Genomic DNA, 14,646 nt, shown 5'->3' with positions numbered 1-14,646 from the left:
CACCGACAGGCGCCTTAAGCGTTTCATTCTCAGTCCTTACTCGATTCCAACCGATCGCATAAGTGACGCGTGTTGTGACTCACTTGACCGGCTCGAGGTCAGATGCTGACACGGGTGTGACTCGATGGTCAATACCTGAATTAAGTGCGAAGGGAAGGGTGTTTCGCCCCCTCTTGTGCGGTATTCAAGATCGCGATCGAAAGGTGCAAACCATCAGAAAATCGCGAAAAGCCACCGCGCTGCGAAAAAGGGCCGATCCCTGATTCTTCATGACTGGAATTTGTGACAAGGGTCAAGTTTCGCTGGGTGAACCGAAACGCGGAGTGTTCAGAACTCGGCGGCCGGGCTGCTCGTGAGGGCCGGGTCGGTGAGGGCCACCGGCGCCAGGACGGCGTCCACCGCGGCCTTGAGGTCGTCGTCGAGGACGACGTCGCACGCCGCCGCGTTGGCGGTGATCTGCTCGGGCCCGCTGGCCCCGATCACCGCGCCGGCCACGTTCGGCTCCCGCAGCACCCAGGCCAGGGCCAGGGCCGGCAGCGGCAGCCCGGCCTCCTCGGCCAACGGCACCAGCCGTCGTACCCGGCCGAGGATGTCCTCGCGCAGCACCTTCTCCATGAAGTGCATCCCGAACCCCTTGGTGTCGGTCGCGCGCGATCCGGTCGGCGGCGGCCGACCGGGCAGGTACTTCCCGGTGAGGACACCCTGCGCCAGCGGGGAGAAGGCGAGCTGGCCCAGACCCAGCTCCCGGCAGACCGGGATCACCTCCGCCTCGATCACGCGGTGCAGGGCCGAGTAGCGTGCCTGGTTGGACACCAGCGGCACCCTCAGTTCCCGGGCGATGGCCTGCGCGGCGCGGATCTCCTCCGCCCGCCACTCCGACACCCCGATGTAGAGGGCCTTGCCCGCGCGGACCACGTCGGCGAAGGCCGTCATGGTCTCCTCCAGCGGCGTCCCGTGGTCGTAGCGGTGGGCCTGGTAGAGGTCGACGTGGTCGGTGCCGAGCCGGCGCAGCGAGACGTCGATCGTCTCCATGATGTGCTTGCGGGACAGCCCACGCTCGTTCGGCCCGGGGCCGACCGGCCAGTACACCTTGGTGAAGATCTCGACAGCGGACCGTCGTTCGCCCGCCAGCGCGCGGCCGAGGATCTCCTCGCCCGCGCCGAACGCGTAGCCGTCGGCGGTGTCGAAGCTGGTCACACCGCAGTCCAGCGCCGCCCTGACGCAGGCGCGGGCGCGGTCCTCGTCGATCTGTCCGCCGTGCGTGATCCAGTTCCCGTACACCAGCTCGCTGACGTGCAGACCGCTTCGGCCCAGCCTGCGGTGCCTCACCTCGTGCCCTCCCTCACGCCGCGCCGTCCGCCGCCGGGTCGGTCCAGAAGTGCACGGTCACGGTCCTGCGCAGGACCGGCGACGGGGCCCGCAGCAGGGACACGCCGTGCAGCGAACGGGACGTCGTCTCGATGAGGACGCTGCGGTTGAAGGACGGCATGATCCGGGCCGGGGCCGCGCCGTCGACCGGTTCACCCAGTTCCAGCCAGCCGCCGTCCTCCGGGCGCCAGCCCTCGGTGAGGTAGGTGAACAGCGAGTAACGGCGCAGCCGCCCGGTCTCCGGGTGCCGGTTGGAGCCCACGTGCGCGTGGTGCACGGCGCCGTGACCGGCGAGCCGGTAGCTGCCCCAGTCGCCCTCCGGTTCCGTGTGCAGCCCCTCCACCCCGGTCACCTCGCCGAGGAAGGCGGCGAGGTCGTCGCCGAGCAGGGCCTCGCACAGGTCCCGCAGCGCCGGTCCGGCCAGGTGCCGGTCCTGGGAGTGCCAGCGGGGGATGCCCGGCTTCGCCGTCATCACAGAGGTGTCCGGGTAGGCGTCCGCGGCGGCGCGCAGGGCGTCGGCGGGAAGGATGCCGTCCCACACGTAGTGGGGGAAGGGGTCGGCACGGAAGCAGGGCTCGTGGGCCGCGTCCAACTGCCGTCGCATGGCCGCATAGTCGATCACTGGTGTGCCTGCCTTTCTCGGGGACGCCGCGGGGCGTCCGTCGGGGCGTGTGCCGGGATGTCCGTCGGGCCGTCGGCGTGCGCCGCCGGTGCGGACGGCTGGATGCCGAGCCGTGCCCGGCCGTTGGCGCAGGCGCCGTCCGGCAGGGCGAACCGCCAGCCGTGCTGGGGGCAGACCACCGCGCCCAGCTCAGGGTCGTAGTCCCCCGGGCCGAGCCGCGCGCCCAGGTGGGGGCAGACGTCGGACACGCGGTACGTTCCGTCCGGCGTCCGCAGGGTGAACGTGCCGGCGGGACGCTCGCCGCCCTGGGCCGTCCGCCGCACGTATGCCGCGAGATCGTCGGGATCGCTGCACCGCAGCACCGACATGAGTTCCTCGTTGTACGCGCCGACGCCGGGCCGCCAGGCGGTGAAGCGGAACGAGAAGAAGAACTCCTCCCAGCTCATCCCGCCCCCCAGGATCTCCGGCAGGTACCGCGACGACAGGGTGAAGCGGTAGTCGTGCGCGTCGGTCTCCGGCCCGGTGCCCTCGCGTACCTCCAGCGAGCGGAAGTCGACGAGCCAGAAGCCGCCCCCCGCGCCGCGCACGTCGAAGGCGGCGACGGCGTCGACGGCCCGGCACAGGCTCTCCCCGGCCGCGAACAGTGCCTCGAAGTGGGTGGCGAAAGCGTCGTAGAGGCCGTGCCGCGGCTCGGGGTGTCCGGCGACCACCCCGGCGATGGCGGGAGCGCGTCTGCGGCCGTAGTCCGCGAGGTAGGGCGCGAGGTCCTCCCAGTCGAACCCCTGCCGGATCTCCGGGTCGGCGGTCAACCGGCCCGTGGCCACGTCGAGTTCGTCGCCCGGCAGCGGCGCCACGGTGCGCAGCGCCAGGTCCGGGTGCTCGCGGCGCAGCCACGCGAGCAGTTCGGGCGGTGTGGTGAACACCGAGGACTCGGCGAAGAAGTGCGGAGCGAGCTCCGGATCGAGCAGGGCCGGCGGCCCGGCGAACGCCACGGCGCTGCGCGGAGCGAGGGCCTGCATGTAACGGGCCCACCGGCGCATGGAGTTGGCCTTCTTGCGCCGGGCCGCCGCCACCTGTTCGGCGGCGGGGAAGGAGTAGGCGAACGGGAACCAGGTGGCGCCGGAGAACTGCGCCAGGACGACGTCGATGCGGGGATGGAGCCGGCGGACGGTCCGCAACTGGTCGCGGTCCACCTGGCAGTCGTTGAGGTTGACGACCACCTGGCCGGTGACGGTGTCCTCGATGACCAGCGCCGAGTCCTGGTGCCGGGGCGTGGGGGAGTGGATCAGACGCAGCCGGAGCGGTCCGGCCCGGAAGACCTCCTGGTCGCCGAGGAGGACGGGCGCCGGGCCGCGCAGCGTGCGGACCAGCCGCTTCCAGGTCGGCAGCGGGTAGTCGGGCATCAGCAGCGTGACGGACGGGTCGAGCGCGTCGAGCACCTCGGTGTCGAAGTGGTCCTGGTGGTCGTGCGACACGTACACGTGGGTCGCCCCGTCCACCAGCGGGGCGCAGGAGCTGTTGTCGGGCAACTGGTGCCAGCCCGACAGGAAGGCGCCCTTCTCGGAGAACCACGGGTCGCAGACCAGCTTCACTCCGTCGGCCTCCACGAGGGCACCGGCGTGCCCGAGGAACGTGATCTTCATGGGCGCCTCCAGGGAAGGGTGCGGTGGTCGGTGCGCTGCTTGCGGGCCACGACGAGGTGCCGCGCGAGGTTGGGATCGTCGGATCCGGCGAACGGGCGCCCCCGCACGCACACCTCGAGCCCGGCGGTCGTGAGAGCGGCGGTGAGCTGCGCGGTGGTCGGCACATGCAGCACGGAGTGGAACACTTCGGGCGGCCGGCCGTCGGGGCCGTCGTCCACCGCGACGATGCGGTGCCCGAGCAGGGCGCCGTCGGCGGCGGTGAACCCTTCGCTGAGCAGCAGGTGCGGGCCGTCCCGGAACACCGAGCCGGTCCCGCGCCGGTGCACGCGCCGCCCCTCGTCGAACCCCGCGGTGCCGTCCTCGGCGAGACGCAGGTCCAGGACGGCGGTGCCGCCCGGCCGCAGCCCCCGCACCAGGGAGCCGAGCAGCTCCCGGAAGGCGTGCGGAGCGAAGAAGTTGGCGGCGTCGTAGGTGAGCAGCAGGGTGTCGAAGGGCGGCTCCCCGGGCGGGGCGGCGGTGTCCGTCGCGTCGCCGAGCACGAAGCGGACGTGGTCCTCTCCGGCGAAGCGGCGGCGGGCGTGCCGGACCACCGCGGGGCCCGCGTCGACGCCGACGTACGCGGTCAGGCCGTGACCGCCCAGCGCGGCCGCCCAGGCGCCGGGCCCGCACAGCGGGTGGTGCACACGGCCCGCCCGCCACCGGGGCACCTCCCGTCGCAGCCAGGCGAGCTGCTGCTCGATCACCGCCGGGGGCCGGGAGGAGTCCGTCGTCGTGGTGTCGGTCTGCTCCCGCAGCAGCCGGGCGCTGAACCCCGGATCGCCGTACGGGAGGGGAGGCAGCGCGGCGATACGGTCCGGCGGCAGTCCGGCGAGGTCCGGCAGCTCCGGCCAGAGGAACGGGGCACCGTGCTCGAGGAATTCCCGGGCTATTTCCCGCACACCGCGGTGCGCCGCTGTGTCGACCAATTCCATACCGACTCCATAGCCTGCGGGACGCGCCCGCCCTGCACTCCATTTCGGGTTCAGATTCCGTGCGCCGGATCGGCGTGGTCAACTCTTTTGCGGATACCCGCTAATCCTTGGACTGCGCCGGTCGGCCCGGGCATGATGCGCGTCATGTTCGCGAATTCAGGCACCGTTGTGTTGGATCTGGTTCCGCACTGTTCCTCGTCGCCGCGCGAGGAGTGGAGCGGGGACGACGATCTGCGTCCGCTGAGCGACGAGGGGACGCGGCAGGCGCGCGTCCTCGGCGAGGTGTTCCCGCCGGGGATCGACGCCGTCTACAGCAGTCCCGCGCTGCGCTGCCGGCAGTCCGTCACGCCGCTGGCCGCCTCCGCCGGGGTCCCCGTGGTGGCCGACGACCGGCTGCGGGAGGCACGCGGCTTCGCCGAGCCGGCGGCCTGGACCGAGGGGGTCTTCGCTCCCGTCGGTCCGTCGCTCGGCGGTGCGTGGGCGGCCGGCCGGGCGGTGGGCGCGCTGGTGGAGATCGCCGCCCGGCACGACGGCGGTCACGTGGTGGCCTGTTCGCACGGCGATGCCATCCCCGCCGCGCTGGCGTACCTGTCGGCGGCTCACGACTGCGCGCTGCCGCGCGTCGTGGGCCGGGGGAGCTGGTACCGGCTGCGCCTGGAGCACGGCCGGCTCACCATGACCGGCATGCGCCCGTCGGGCCCCGCCTGACATCGCCGTCCGCGGACGGTTCCCGCCGGGCGGGCTCACCGGGACCCGGTCCCGGTGAGCCCGCCCGGTCGAGAACCGCCCCACCATCCGGACGCCGCCCTCACAGGTCCCGCTGGGCTTGCTCCACCAGCGCCGTCATCACGGCCACCCGCCGCCGCGTGCCGGGATCGGCGGCCGCCTCGGCGCGGGACGCGGCGTCCCGGGCGAGCAGCCGGTCGGCGATCCGCACCACGGGCAGCCCGAAGTGGTAGGCGCCCACGAGGCGGTAGGCGAGGAGCACGTCCTCCGGGTCGCTCGGGCCGCCTTCCTCCGCCATCGCCGTGGCATGGCGTGCGGCGGCGGCGCTCCCGAGGGCGAGCGTGGCGTCGGCGTCCAGGTCCGCGGCCGCCGCGGACGACAGGACGAGGGTGGCCAGGTCCTCCCCGGCCGGTCCCAGCCCCGCCTGACCCCAGTCGACCGCGACCGTGCCCCCCGCCGTCCGGAACAGGTTGCGCGGAGTCAGGTCCCGGTGCACCAGGGCGGCCGGCAAGGACCGCACCGTCCGGACGGCCTCGGCGTGCCGGCGCGCCAGCGACCGCAGCGCCGTGGCGGTCCCCGGCCGGAACAGGCGCCGCACCGCCGGATCGGCACTCGTCTCCGCGGCGGCGACCCGGTCGACGAGGGCGAACCGTCCGCGCAGCGCGGCCTGTTCGAGGAACGGCCTGCACCACCACTCCCGGGGCGGCGGCGGCTGCCGCAGCGAGCGGGCGTGGAACCCGCCGAGGAAGCCGGCGGTGTCGAGCAGCTCACGGGCCGTCCAGTCCTCGCCGGGCGTGCCGGGGGCCCGCTCCAGCCACAGCCGGAGCCGGTCGCCGGGCAGCGGCACGATCCCCAGGCACCGCACGGGGGCGAACCGGCCGGCGACGGCGTACGGGAGCGACGAGCCCAGCACCAGCGCCTCGCGCCGCCAGTACGCCCAGTCCGCCGGGCCGTCACCGCCGTCGTCGATCTGCCGGGCCAGATCGCGCGGGCCCGGCACCCAGGGGCGGTGCCGCACCTGTTTCAGCACCAGCTCCCACGCGCGGTCGCCGCCGTCGCCGCTGGCCGCGCCCCGGACCACGTACAGCCCGTCGCTCGCCCTGCTCCAGCTCTCGTAGCCGATCGGCGCGCCCGTCCAGCCGCTCACCTCGGCCGTGGGGTCGGCCAGCAGCGTCCGCACGGGCCCGCGCAGATCCTCGGCGGTGAGGTCGGGCAGCGGGCCGCGGTGCCGGTAGGGGGGACCCGGCACCGGTGCCGCCGTCAGCCCGCGCGCCGCGCGTCGGCGACGGCGGCGCGCAGGTACGTGCGCAGCGGCTCGCTGGGCACCTGGTCGAAGCAGGCCAGGGCCGCGGCGTGGCCGGACTCCAGCGACTCCAGCTCCGCCTCGAGGCGCCGCCGCAGCACCGCCGCGAGCGGTGAGTCGTCGTCCGGCGCGGGCTGGATCCGGGAGAGGTAGTGGATGACGTTGGCGAAGGCGAGGGCCGCGTGCACGATCCCGAACACCGGGCGGTCCTCGTTCTTCCACGGGGAGTGGAAGCGGGGGCCGTCGTCGGAGAAGGACACACCCTCCGCGCCGAACGACTCGTTCAGCCAGGAGTGCGTGGCCTCGTGCACGAGGGTCTCGCCCAGGCGCAGCGGTTCGTCGGTCCAGTTCAGCACGACGGTGCCGGGCAGGAAGTCGAACGTGTAGCTGCGGCAGGTCGCCCCGAGCGGTACGGCCTCGGTCCAGATGACGACGGCGGTGGAGGAGCGCAGCACCTCCCCGCCGACGGCCAGCGCGGCGTCGACGGCCTCGTTCAGGGTCCGTGCGATGCGCGCCCGCTCCGCCGCGTCCTGCTCGGGCGAGGCGTCGAGCAGGTACATCCGGCTGCCGAGGCGGTCGTCGTCCACGGCGTCGCAGTCCGTCGCGCGCAGCACCAGGACCGGCCCGACGGCCGTCCGCACGGCCTCGGCGCGCAGCCTCGCCCGGTCCTGCCACAGGCGCACGGCCCGCCGGGCCCGGTCCGCGTCGCGGGTCCGTGCGGCGAGGCGCGCCTGCTGGAAGGCGTGGTGCAGGACGGCGTTGTCGAAGGCGTCCGGGGCGCCGTCCGGGCCGTCGAGCCGGATGCCCGGCACGAGACTGCGCAGGCTGGCCAGGAGGGTGCGCGCCCGCTCGGCACGGTGGTGGACCAGCCGCGCGGTCAGCCCGGCCTGGAGCGAGGTGACGGCCGCGGCCGCCTCGACGGTGTCGGCTTCGGTCATGAGGGTCTTCGGTCCTTTCGGGACGGCGGTCAGCGTACGGCGCTCGGGGCGGCCCACCGGGCGAGGTGTTCCGCCTTCTCGGCGTCCGTCAGCGGCCGGATCTCGCGGATGTAGTCGAAGGGGGACTTGACGGCGAACTGCCGCCGGTTCCAACAGGGGTAGGTGGTGCCGATCAGCTCGGCGACGATGCCCATGCCGACCGTCTCGCCGACCCGGCCCGGCAGGACGGCGCGCAGTGCGCGAAGCCCGTCGAGGAGCTCCCGCCGGCGGCGTGCGACGGGTTCCGGGGTGTCCTCGGCGCGGCGGGCGGCGAGCCGGTCGTAGAGCTGGAAGGCGAGGGAGTCGGCGAAGACGCCGGTCAGCCAGGCGCGGTCGGTCCCGGGCAGCGGACCGCCGCGGACGCCGACCGCCTCCTCGGTGCGCAGCCATTGGCCCATCCAGGACGCGGCGCCCTCGCGCAGCAGCGCCTCGGCGCGCGACAGCGCGTCGGACCCGCCCGGTGAGAGCCGCGCCACGTCGCACAGGTCGGCCGGTACGGCGGCGCCCGCCGCGTCACCGAGGACGACGGCGCCCACGGCGAGGTCGAGGACGTACCGCAGGCCGACGCCGTCCAGCACCCGCACGGCGTCGCCCACCGCCGCCCGGTCCGGCGCGGGGGCCGCGGCGAGCCGCAGCCGGCCGCCGCCGGGCACACCGTGCAGGACGGCCGGACGCGGGCCGTCCGGCAGGGGCAGCAGGCCGGTGCGCGCCTCGGCCGGGTCGACGGTGACGTCCGGGACGCCGGCGAGACCCACGAGGGCGCGGGTGAGCGGGTCGGGCGGCTCGGTGGTGTCCGGTGCCCCGGCACCGGCCGCCGCGGCGGCGCGCCGGGCCCAGGCGGTGCTGTACGGCTCGACCCACAGCAGGAACGAGTGGATGGCCCGGCCGTCGAGCGAGGCGTTCCAGTAGCGGTTCTGCGTCTCGTCGTCGTCGATGACGGGGAGGAGGAACATCGCGGTCTCCCTTTCACGCCGCTGCCGGGAGGGCCGCGGCCACGTGGTCGATGACCTTGCGCCGGTGGTCGCAGTACTGCTCCTCGAACCCGGTCCCCTCGAAGCGGAGCCGGTCCGGAAGGGCACCGCCGCGGCACGAGGCCTCGTGCGAGCAGCCCGCGCACTTGTCGAGCAGCGCGGACAGGTCCCGGCGCAGGCCCGGGTTGCTGTCCAGGGTGAGCAGCTCGTCCATCCCGGACGCCGTGTCCACGGAACCCAGCAGCGCGCCGGGCATGCTCAGCTCGTCCGAGCTGCCGATGCGTCCGTCGGGGTAGAGCGTCACCACGAAGGGTTCCTTGCGGTCGCTGAAGCTCGTGTAGCTCGTGGGCAGCCCGGACAGCGACCGGATGACGCTGAAGAACGGCTCCAGCACGTAGGCGCCGTAGGAGCGGGTGGCCGACCAGTGGTCGAACGCCTCGATCAGGAAGTCGGCGTACTCGTCGGGCGTCGTCGCCCAGCCGGGCATGCCGACCCCGTCGGGGTTGAGGATCTGCAGCGACGTGCGGTTCGGCGTGCGGTAGTCCTTGGTCTTCACGTTGAAGTCGAGGCAGCCGGAGAGCTTGACGACCTTGACGGCCTCGAACTTGCTCAGCGAGTCCAGCACGTCCGCGGCCCGGCCGAGGATGCGGCGGGTGACGACGACGATGACACCGACGTCGCGGCCCCGGGCCGCCATCATCTCGAGCGCCTTGGTGACCTTGCGGTAGGTGGGGCGGTCCCGGAAGTCGACGCGGTGCGCGTTGCCCTCCTCGTCCCCGTCCAGGCTGATGCCGATCTCGATGTCCGGCCACTCGCGGTCGAAGAAGTCGAGCCACGCCTCGTTCAGCAGGATGCCGTTGGTCTGCATCGAGACCGTCACCGGGCCCTCGTAGCCGCGCAGCTCGGCGAAGAGGTCGCCCATCTTCCGGCGGCCGATCAGCAGCGGCTCACCGCCGTGCAGTTCGACCGCCAACGGCCGTCCGCCGCACAGGGCGAGGAACTTGCGCAACACCTCCGGCTTCAGCATGAGGGCGTTGGGATACGGCTTGCGCCGTTCGTAGCAGTAATGGCAGTTGATATTGCACATTTCTCCGGGGAGTTTGAGCATCGCCAATATGGTTTCCCCGGGAGCCGGCAGCTTGAGTTCCATGGTGGGCTCCTCCGTGCTGAAAGTGTGGGAAAAGGCTCTCGTGACGGCGGAAACGCGTCAACGAATTGCCGTTCTTCTTGCGTGAACCCGCACGCGGCGAAACCGTCACCGGGCGGCGGGTGTGCCGGCCCGCCGCGCCCGCGCCGTCTTGCGCACCAGGGCCGCGGCGGACAGCCAGTCGGTCTCACCGACGGCCGCGGTCAGCCGGTCCAGGCACGGCACCCGGCCGGTCACGTCGGTGCGGCCGGGGAAGACCGACTCGTACGGCACGTGGACGGAGCCCGCCGTGCTGCCGGTGGCGTCGAGGACCAGGCGGGCCAGGTCGGCGATGGCGGTCTCGGTGCGGGAGCCGATGTTGAACACGCGGGCGTCGGGCCGCCACGCGGCCTCGGTGGCCGCGAGGTCGAGCAGGCGGCGGGCGAACTGGTCGATGTCGGTGAAGCAACGGCGCTGACTGCCGTCGCCGTGCACGGTCAGCGGCTCGCCCGACTCGGCCTGGCGGAAGAACGTCGGCACCACCATGCCGTAGCGCCCCCGCTGGCCGGGGCCGACGACGTTGAAGGGCCGCACCGTGAGCACGGGCCGGTGCCGGGCTGCTTCGCGCCCCAGCCGTTCCATCTCCCACTTGCCGGTGGCGTAGCCCGGGCTGCCGCCGTCGTAGGCCAGCGGGACGGAACGGTCCACGGCCTGCTCCTCGCGCAGCTCGGCGCTCCCGTCGCTGAGTCCGTAGACGGCGGAGCTGGACACCAGCACGACGGGTGCGTCCCCGGTGCGGGCCAGGACGTTCGCCGTCCCCCGGTGGCCCACCGCGTGTGCGAGGTCGGCCTGTTGCGCCGCGAGCCGCATGCCGACGACGCCCGCGAGGTGCAGCACCAGCCCCGTCCCGCGCGCGGCCTCGGCCACCGCGTCCGCGTCGAGCACGCTGCCGCGCACCAGGGTGGCGCCCGCGACCGACGTGACGGACTCGGGCCGGCCCGTCGTGAGGTCGTCCAGGACCCGGATGGGGTGGCCCGCCGCGGCCAGGAGACGGACCAGCCGGCTGCCGATGAAGCCGGCGCCGCCGGTGACGAGGACGGGTGTCGAGGGGGTGGACCACATGGCGGTGTCTCCTTCGGGTGGGAAGCGGGGAGGGCGGGCGACGGGGGCGAGGGGCGCCGTGGGCGGGGACGGCGGCGGGTGGCGGGTGCCTCAGGCGCGTCCGGCGCCGTCCACGGTCCGCAGCAGGGCCCGCGCCCACCAGAGCAGCCGTGGCGCCCAGCCCGGCCGCTCGTGCGGTTCCGCCACGTCGGCGAAGTGCGTGTAGGTGACGAGCTGGTTGAACGCGGCGACCGGTGCGGCCAGTCGCCATGCCTGCCGGCACTCGGCGGCCGACATCAGCGGCGACCAGCTCGCGAAGTACCGGTCGAGGGCGCGGGCCCGGACTGTGGGGTCCGGGCAGCTTCTGAGGGCCGCCGCGACGTCCAGGAAGGGGTGGCCGACGGAGGCCTCCGCCCAGTCGAGGAACACGGTCCGGCCGGCCGCGCGGGTCACGCCCCAATTGCCCGGGTGCAGGTCGCCGTGGACGAGGCTCTCGCCGGGCGGCGCCGTGGCCAGCTCCGCGCACAGCCCGGGCAGCCGGTCGAAGGCACCGGCCAGCCGGGCGGACTCCGCCGCGCTCAGCGCGCCCGGCACACCGGAACCGGGCCCGAACAGGTCGCTCCGCCCCGCCGGCGCTGCCAGGCCGGCCAGTGCGTGCGCGGTGCGCACCCAGCAGCCGGCGGCGGTGAGTTCGGCGGTCCGGCCCAGCCAGTCGCGCTGCACCGCGCCCAGGACGGCCAGCGCCCGGCCCCGTTCCTCCGCGGGCAGCTCCGTGCCCGGCCGCAGGGCGACCTCCCGGGTGCACCAGCCCTCCTCCGGTGGCCCGGGGGAGAGGACCTCGGGCACCAGGCCGGGGTGGCGGCCGGCCAGCAGGGCCAGCACCCGGCCCTCGTGCGCCAGGGACGGCAGCGACTGCTTGTGGAACACCGTGCCCCCGCTGGTCGGGCAGCGCAGGACGGCCGACAGCGCCCAGTGCTTGACGTCCTCGACGGGCCCGGTGCGCCGCAGGCCCGCCGCGGCCAGCCGGGCGTCGATGACGGCCACGGCGCGCGGGCGCCAGCCGGGCAGCCGCCAGGGGCGTACCGGGCCGCCGGTGCCGGGGAGGCGCCTGCCGGGAGCGCCGGTGTCAGTGCCGGAAGAAGCGCTCACCGGTCACGATCCAGCTCATGCCGTGGGCCTCGCAGGCGTCCCGCAGCGCGTCCCTCCCGGTCGAGCCGGCGGGTGTGACGAGCTGGGTGACGCCCAGGCGGGCGGCGATCTCGACGACCTCGACGAACGGGAAGTGGTTGTCGGCCGCCAGGGTCACCCCGGACAGCGGCGGTGTCGTGTCCCAGTCCGGTGTGCGGTCGGCGTGCCGGGGGTCGGCCAGCACCCCGGCGAACTCGGCGCGCACCGAGGGCGTGAGGTCTCCCTCGGCGAGCCGCGCCCGCCACACCGCGCGTTCCGCGGGCCCCACGCCCTCGCGGAACGCGAGCCCCAGGACGTCCGGGTGCCTGCGGCGCTGCCAGGTCCGGGCGCGGGCCGCCGCCAGGCGGGTGCAGTCCAGACGGTTCTGCTGTCCCATGCCGATGCCGATCGTGGAACCGTCCACGACGAAGGCCATGGCGTTCGACTGGGCGTGCCGGACGGCCTCGACGGCGACGGCCAGGTCGTCCGCGCTGCCGGGCGTGCCGCACTCGGTGCGCGTCCCGCCCGCGAACCCCGGCAGCGGTGCGGCCGAGCGCGTCAGCCGGAGGCCCGCCGTCTCGACCGACTCCCGCCCGCCCGTGCTGCGCCCGTCCCGCTCCTCGCCGTGGTGGCCGCGCAGCAGGATGAACCGGCCCTCGTGGAAGCGGGAGAGGGCGGCGAACGCCTCGGGCGTGAAGTCCGGGGCGATCACCCCGATGGCGTTCGCGAACAGCGGTACCTGTATCGCCGTGACCGGCTCCGACACCGCGACGAAGTCCCCGTACGCGCATTTGGGCGCGGTGTTCCGGGCCCGTACGACGGCCCGGCCGAGGGGGTCGTCCGGCAGCGGCCCCCGGTCGTGGAGGGCTTCGTCGCCCGGTGCGACGGGCCCGCCGAGCGCGATGCCCGTGGGGGAGGTGTGCTTGGACGAGGCGCAGGCGGCCGTGCCGGTCCGCTCGCGCAGGGCCCGGACCGCCTCCTGCGCACCGAGTGCGTCGAGCACGTTGATGTACGAGGGGCTGCCGTGCAGGAGGGTGAAGGGGGGCCGGCCGGGGACGACCGGTTCGGCCCAGGCGGTCTCGTGCGGGTTCAGCCCCCGGGACAGGGTGATCATGACGGCTCCGGCGCGGTGCGGGGGGACGGGAGGCGCGGCTCGGACCGGAGGGCGCCCAGGACGCCCGTCTGCCAGCCGAGTTCCCACACCAGGGCGGACAGGGCGGCGGGGGCTCCCGCGCGTGCGGCCGTGACCGGCACGCGCAGCCAGTCCGCCAGGTGGCCGCGCCAGGTGACAGGGGTGGTGCCGTGCGCGGCGAACTTCCGGCGCAGGCGCACGATGTCGTGCCCCTGGAACCGGCCCCGGCGGAACCTGCCGCGGTGCGTGGCGCGGATGCCGACCGACACGACGGTGTCCGCCACGCCGATGGTGCGGCCCGCCAACTGCGCCCGCCAGGACAGGTCGACGTCGGCGAGCGCGGGCAACCGCTCGTCGAAGCCGCCCAGTTCCTCGAACAGGCCCCGGGAGATCCCCATCAGCCCGCCCAGCACATGGGGCTTGAACAGGCTCGCGGTCAGGATGTCGGGGAGCTGGTCGGGTGGCGTCCCGCGCAGCACCCCGGGCGGGTTGAGCCGCCGGTAGTCGATGCCGGCCGTGACCAGTTCGGCCCGGTCGAGCGCCGCCGCCATGGCCGCGACGTGGTCGTCGGCGATCTCGTCGTCGGCGTCCAGGAACAGCAGACGGTCGCCGCGGGCCGCACGCGCGCCGGTGTTGCGGGCGGCGCCGGTGCCCCCGCGCACCGGGCGCGTCACGACACGGGTGTCCGCCGGCAGGTGGGGGCGGTGGTCGTCGACGACGGCCGCGAGGGCGTCGGTCGAGCCGTCGTCGACGACCACCAGACCCCAGTCGGCGTCGGTGCGCTGGCGGCCGAGCGCCGCGAGCTGCCGGCCCACGCAGTGGGCGCCGTTGTGGCAGGGGATCACGACGTCCAGGCGGCTCACGGGGTCTCCAGGAGCGCGCGTCCGGGTGCGGCCACGGCGTCCACGGCCCGGTACAGGGCGCGCATCCGGCCGTCCTCGTGCGCGCCGGCGGTGTTGCGGAACACGTGCACCGGCGGGAGGTAGGGCGGCGGGTCGTCGAGGAGCAGCGCGCGGTAGACCCTGCTGACCTTGTCGAGGGTGTAGCTGTTCTCGTAGTGCCGCATGCTCTTGCCGCGGGAGACGACGCGGTCGGCGGCCAGGCCGACGGGGACGTCGAGGTAGACGATCAGGTCGGGCAGCAGGGTGCCGTGCGCGTGGTGGCGGTCCAGCGTCTCGCGGGCGGGGATGCCGTACAGGACCTCCAGGTAGGCGGCGTCGCTGAAGATGTAGCGGTCCGACAGCACGGTGCGGTCGCGCAGCAGGTCGCCGATCGCGCCGGCCTGCAACTGCTTGTCGCGGAAGTAGGCCTCGGTGATGCGCCGGTGGTCGTGCCGGTGCGGCCGGTCCTCACGGACGTCGATGATGACGCGCGCCGCCTGCGGGTCGAGCCACGAGTGCTGGCCGATGCGCGACAGCGGCCGCCCCTGCGCGCGCACGTGCCCGGCGATGAGCCGTGCGGTCGTCGTCTTCCCGGATCCGTCGACGCCCTCCAGCGCGAGGAATGAGTGGTTCGTGGTGCTGGGCAAGGGGATCTCCC

At 74.3% G+C, this 14,646-nt stretch carries 14 protein-coding genes; 1 reads left to right on the top strand and 13 read right to left on the bottom strand.

All coding sequences use genetic code 11. The features are described 5' to 3' along the window. Positions 1–327: 327 nt before the first annotated feature. Genes E4U92_RS06465 through E4U92_RS06450 form a run of 4 tightly spaced genes read right to left on the bottom strand, consistent with a single transcriptional unit; the run spans position 328 to position 4,604 of the window. Positions 328–1,329 (bottom strand): aldo/keto reductase family protein, encoded by a 1,002-nt coding sequence (locus E4U92_RS06465; protein WP_137299271.1) that lies wholly within the window; start codon positions 1,327–1,329, stop codon positions 328–330. 13 nt (positions 1,330–1,342) lie between these two features. Next, on the bottom strand, positions 1,343–1,972 hold the full coding sequence (locus E4U92_RS06460; protein WP_137299270.1) for a 2OG-Fe(II) oxygenase: 630 nt from the start codon (positions 1,970–1,972) through the stop codon (positions 1,343–1,345). Between the two features lie 14 nt (positions 1,973–1,986). Continuing rightward, positions 1,987–3,633 (bottom strand): MBL fold metallo-hydrolase, encoded by a 1,647-nt coding sequence (locus E4U92_RS06455; RefSeq protein WP_137299269.1) that lies wholly within the window; start codon positions 3,631–3,633, stop codon positions 1,987–1,989. Beyond that, entirely contained in the window at positions 3,630–4,604 is a 975-nt protein-coding gene (locus E4U92_RS06450; protein WP_137299268.1) for a class I SAM-dependent methyltransferase, read from the bottom strand. The genes E4U92_RS06455 and E4U92_RS06450 overlap by 4 nt, the downstream gene beginning before the upstream one ends. A 144-nt stretch (positions 4,605–4,748) precedes the next feature. On the opposite strand from E4U92_RS06450, the gene E4U92_RS06445 reads away from it, so the two are divergent. Further along, the gene (locus tag E4U92_RS06445) at positions 4,749–5,312 is read left to right on the top strand and encodes a histidine phosphatase family protein (RefSeq protein WP_168725049.1); all 564 of its coding nucleotides are present in this window, start codon (positions 4,749–4,751) and stop codon (positions 5,310–5,312) included. A gap of 100 nt (positions 5,313–5,412) precedes the next feature. Here E4U92_RS06445 and E4U92_RS06440 read toward each other — a convergent pair whose 3' ends face one another. The 9 genes from E4U92_RS06440 to E4U92_RS06405 all read right to left on the bottom strand — a co-directional run bounded on the left by E4U92_RS06440 (position 5,413) and on the right by E4U92_RS06405 (position 14,635). Continuing rightward, positions 5,413–6,579 carry a phosphotransferase gene (locus E4U92_RS06440; protein ID WP_137299266.1) on the bottom strand — a complete coding sequence of 389 codons (1,167 nt, stop codon included), beginning with the start codon at positions 6,577–6,579 and terminating at the stop codon, positions 5,413–5,415. 11 nt (positions 6,580–6,590) lie between these two features. Beyond that, positions 6,591–7,571, bottom strand: coding sequence for an aKG-HExxH-type peptide beta-hydroxylase (locus E4U92_RS06435; protein WP_168725048.1), 981 nt, complete (start codon positions 7,569–7,571; stop codon positions 6,591–6,593). A gap of 29 nt (positions 7,572–7,600) precedes the next feature. After that, complete coding sequence (locus E4U92_RS35805; protein WP_168725047.1) at positions 7,601–8,563, bottom strand: hypothetical protein; 963 nt, start codon at positions 8,561–8,563, stop codon at positions 7,601–7,603. A 13-nt stretch (positions 8,564–8,576) separates the two neighbouring features. Next, a complete protein-coding gene (locus E4U92_RS06430) occupies positions 8,577–9,731 on the bottom strand; it encodes a radical SAM protein (protein ID WP_137299264.1) in 1,155 nt (384 codons plus the stop codon). Between the two features lie 105 nt (positions 9,732–9,836). Further along, positions 9,837–10,829 carry an NAD-dependent epimerase/dehydratase family protein gene (locus E4U92_RS06425; protein ID WP_137299263.1) on the bottom strand — a complete coding sequence of 331 codons (993 nt, stop codon included), beginning with the start codon at positions 10,827–10,829 and terminating at the stop codon, positions 9,837–9,839. Between the two features lie 90 nt (positions 10,830–10,919). Next, positions 10,920–11,957: a phosphotransferase family protein gene (locus tag E4U92_RS06420; RefSeq protein ID WP_137299262.1), complete on the bottom strand. Its 1,038-nt coding sequence runs from the start codon at positions 11,955–11,957 to the stop codon at positions 10,920–10,922. Then, positions 11,935–13,089 (bottom strand): hypothetical protein, encoded by a 1,155-nt coding sequence (locus tag E4U92_RS06415; RefSeq protein WP_137299261.1) that lies wholly within the window; start codon positions 13,087–13,089, stop codon positions 11,935–11,937. The genes E4U92_RS06420 and E4U92_RS06415 overlap by 23 nt, the downstream gene beginning before the upstream one ends. Further along, positions 13,086–13,970, bottom strand: coding sequence for a glycosyltransferase family 2 protein (locus E4U92_RS06410; RefSeq protein ID WP_137299260.1), 885 nt, complete (start codon positions 13,968–13,970; stop codon positions 13,086–13,088). Before E4U92_RS06410 ends, E4U92_RS06415 begins: the two co-directional genes overlap by 4 nt. After that, positions 13,967–14,635, bottom strand: a complete 669-nt coding sequence (locus E4U92_RS06405) for an AAA family ATPase (protein ID WP_168725046.1) — start codon at positions 14,633–14,635, stop codon at positions 13,967–13,969. Before E4U92_RS06405 ends, E4U92_RS06410 begins: the two co-directional genes overlap by 4 nt. Between the last annotated feature and the right edge of the window lie 11 nt (positions 14,636–14,646).

The sequence above is a fragment of the Streptomyces galbus genome (assembly GCF_005280195.1).
Classification (GTDB): domain Bacteria; phylum Actinomycetota; class Actinomycetes; order Streptomycetales; family Streptomycetaceae; genus Streptomyces; species Streptomyces galbus.
Note: the sequence above shows the minus strand (reverse complement) of the source record. Positions and strands in the feature narration are given on the sequence as shown.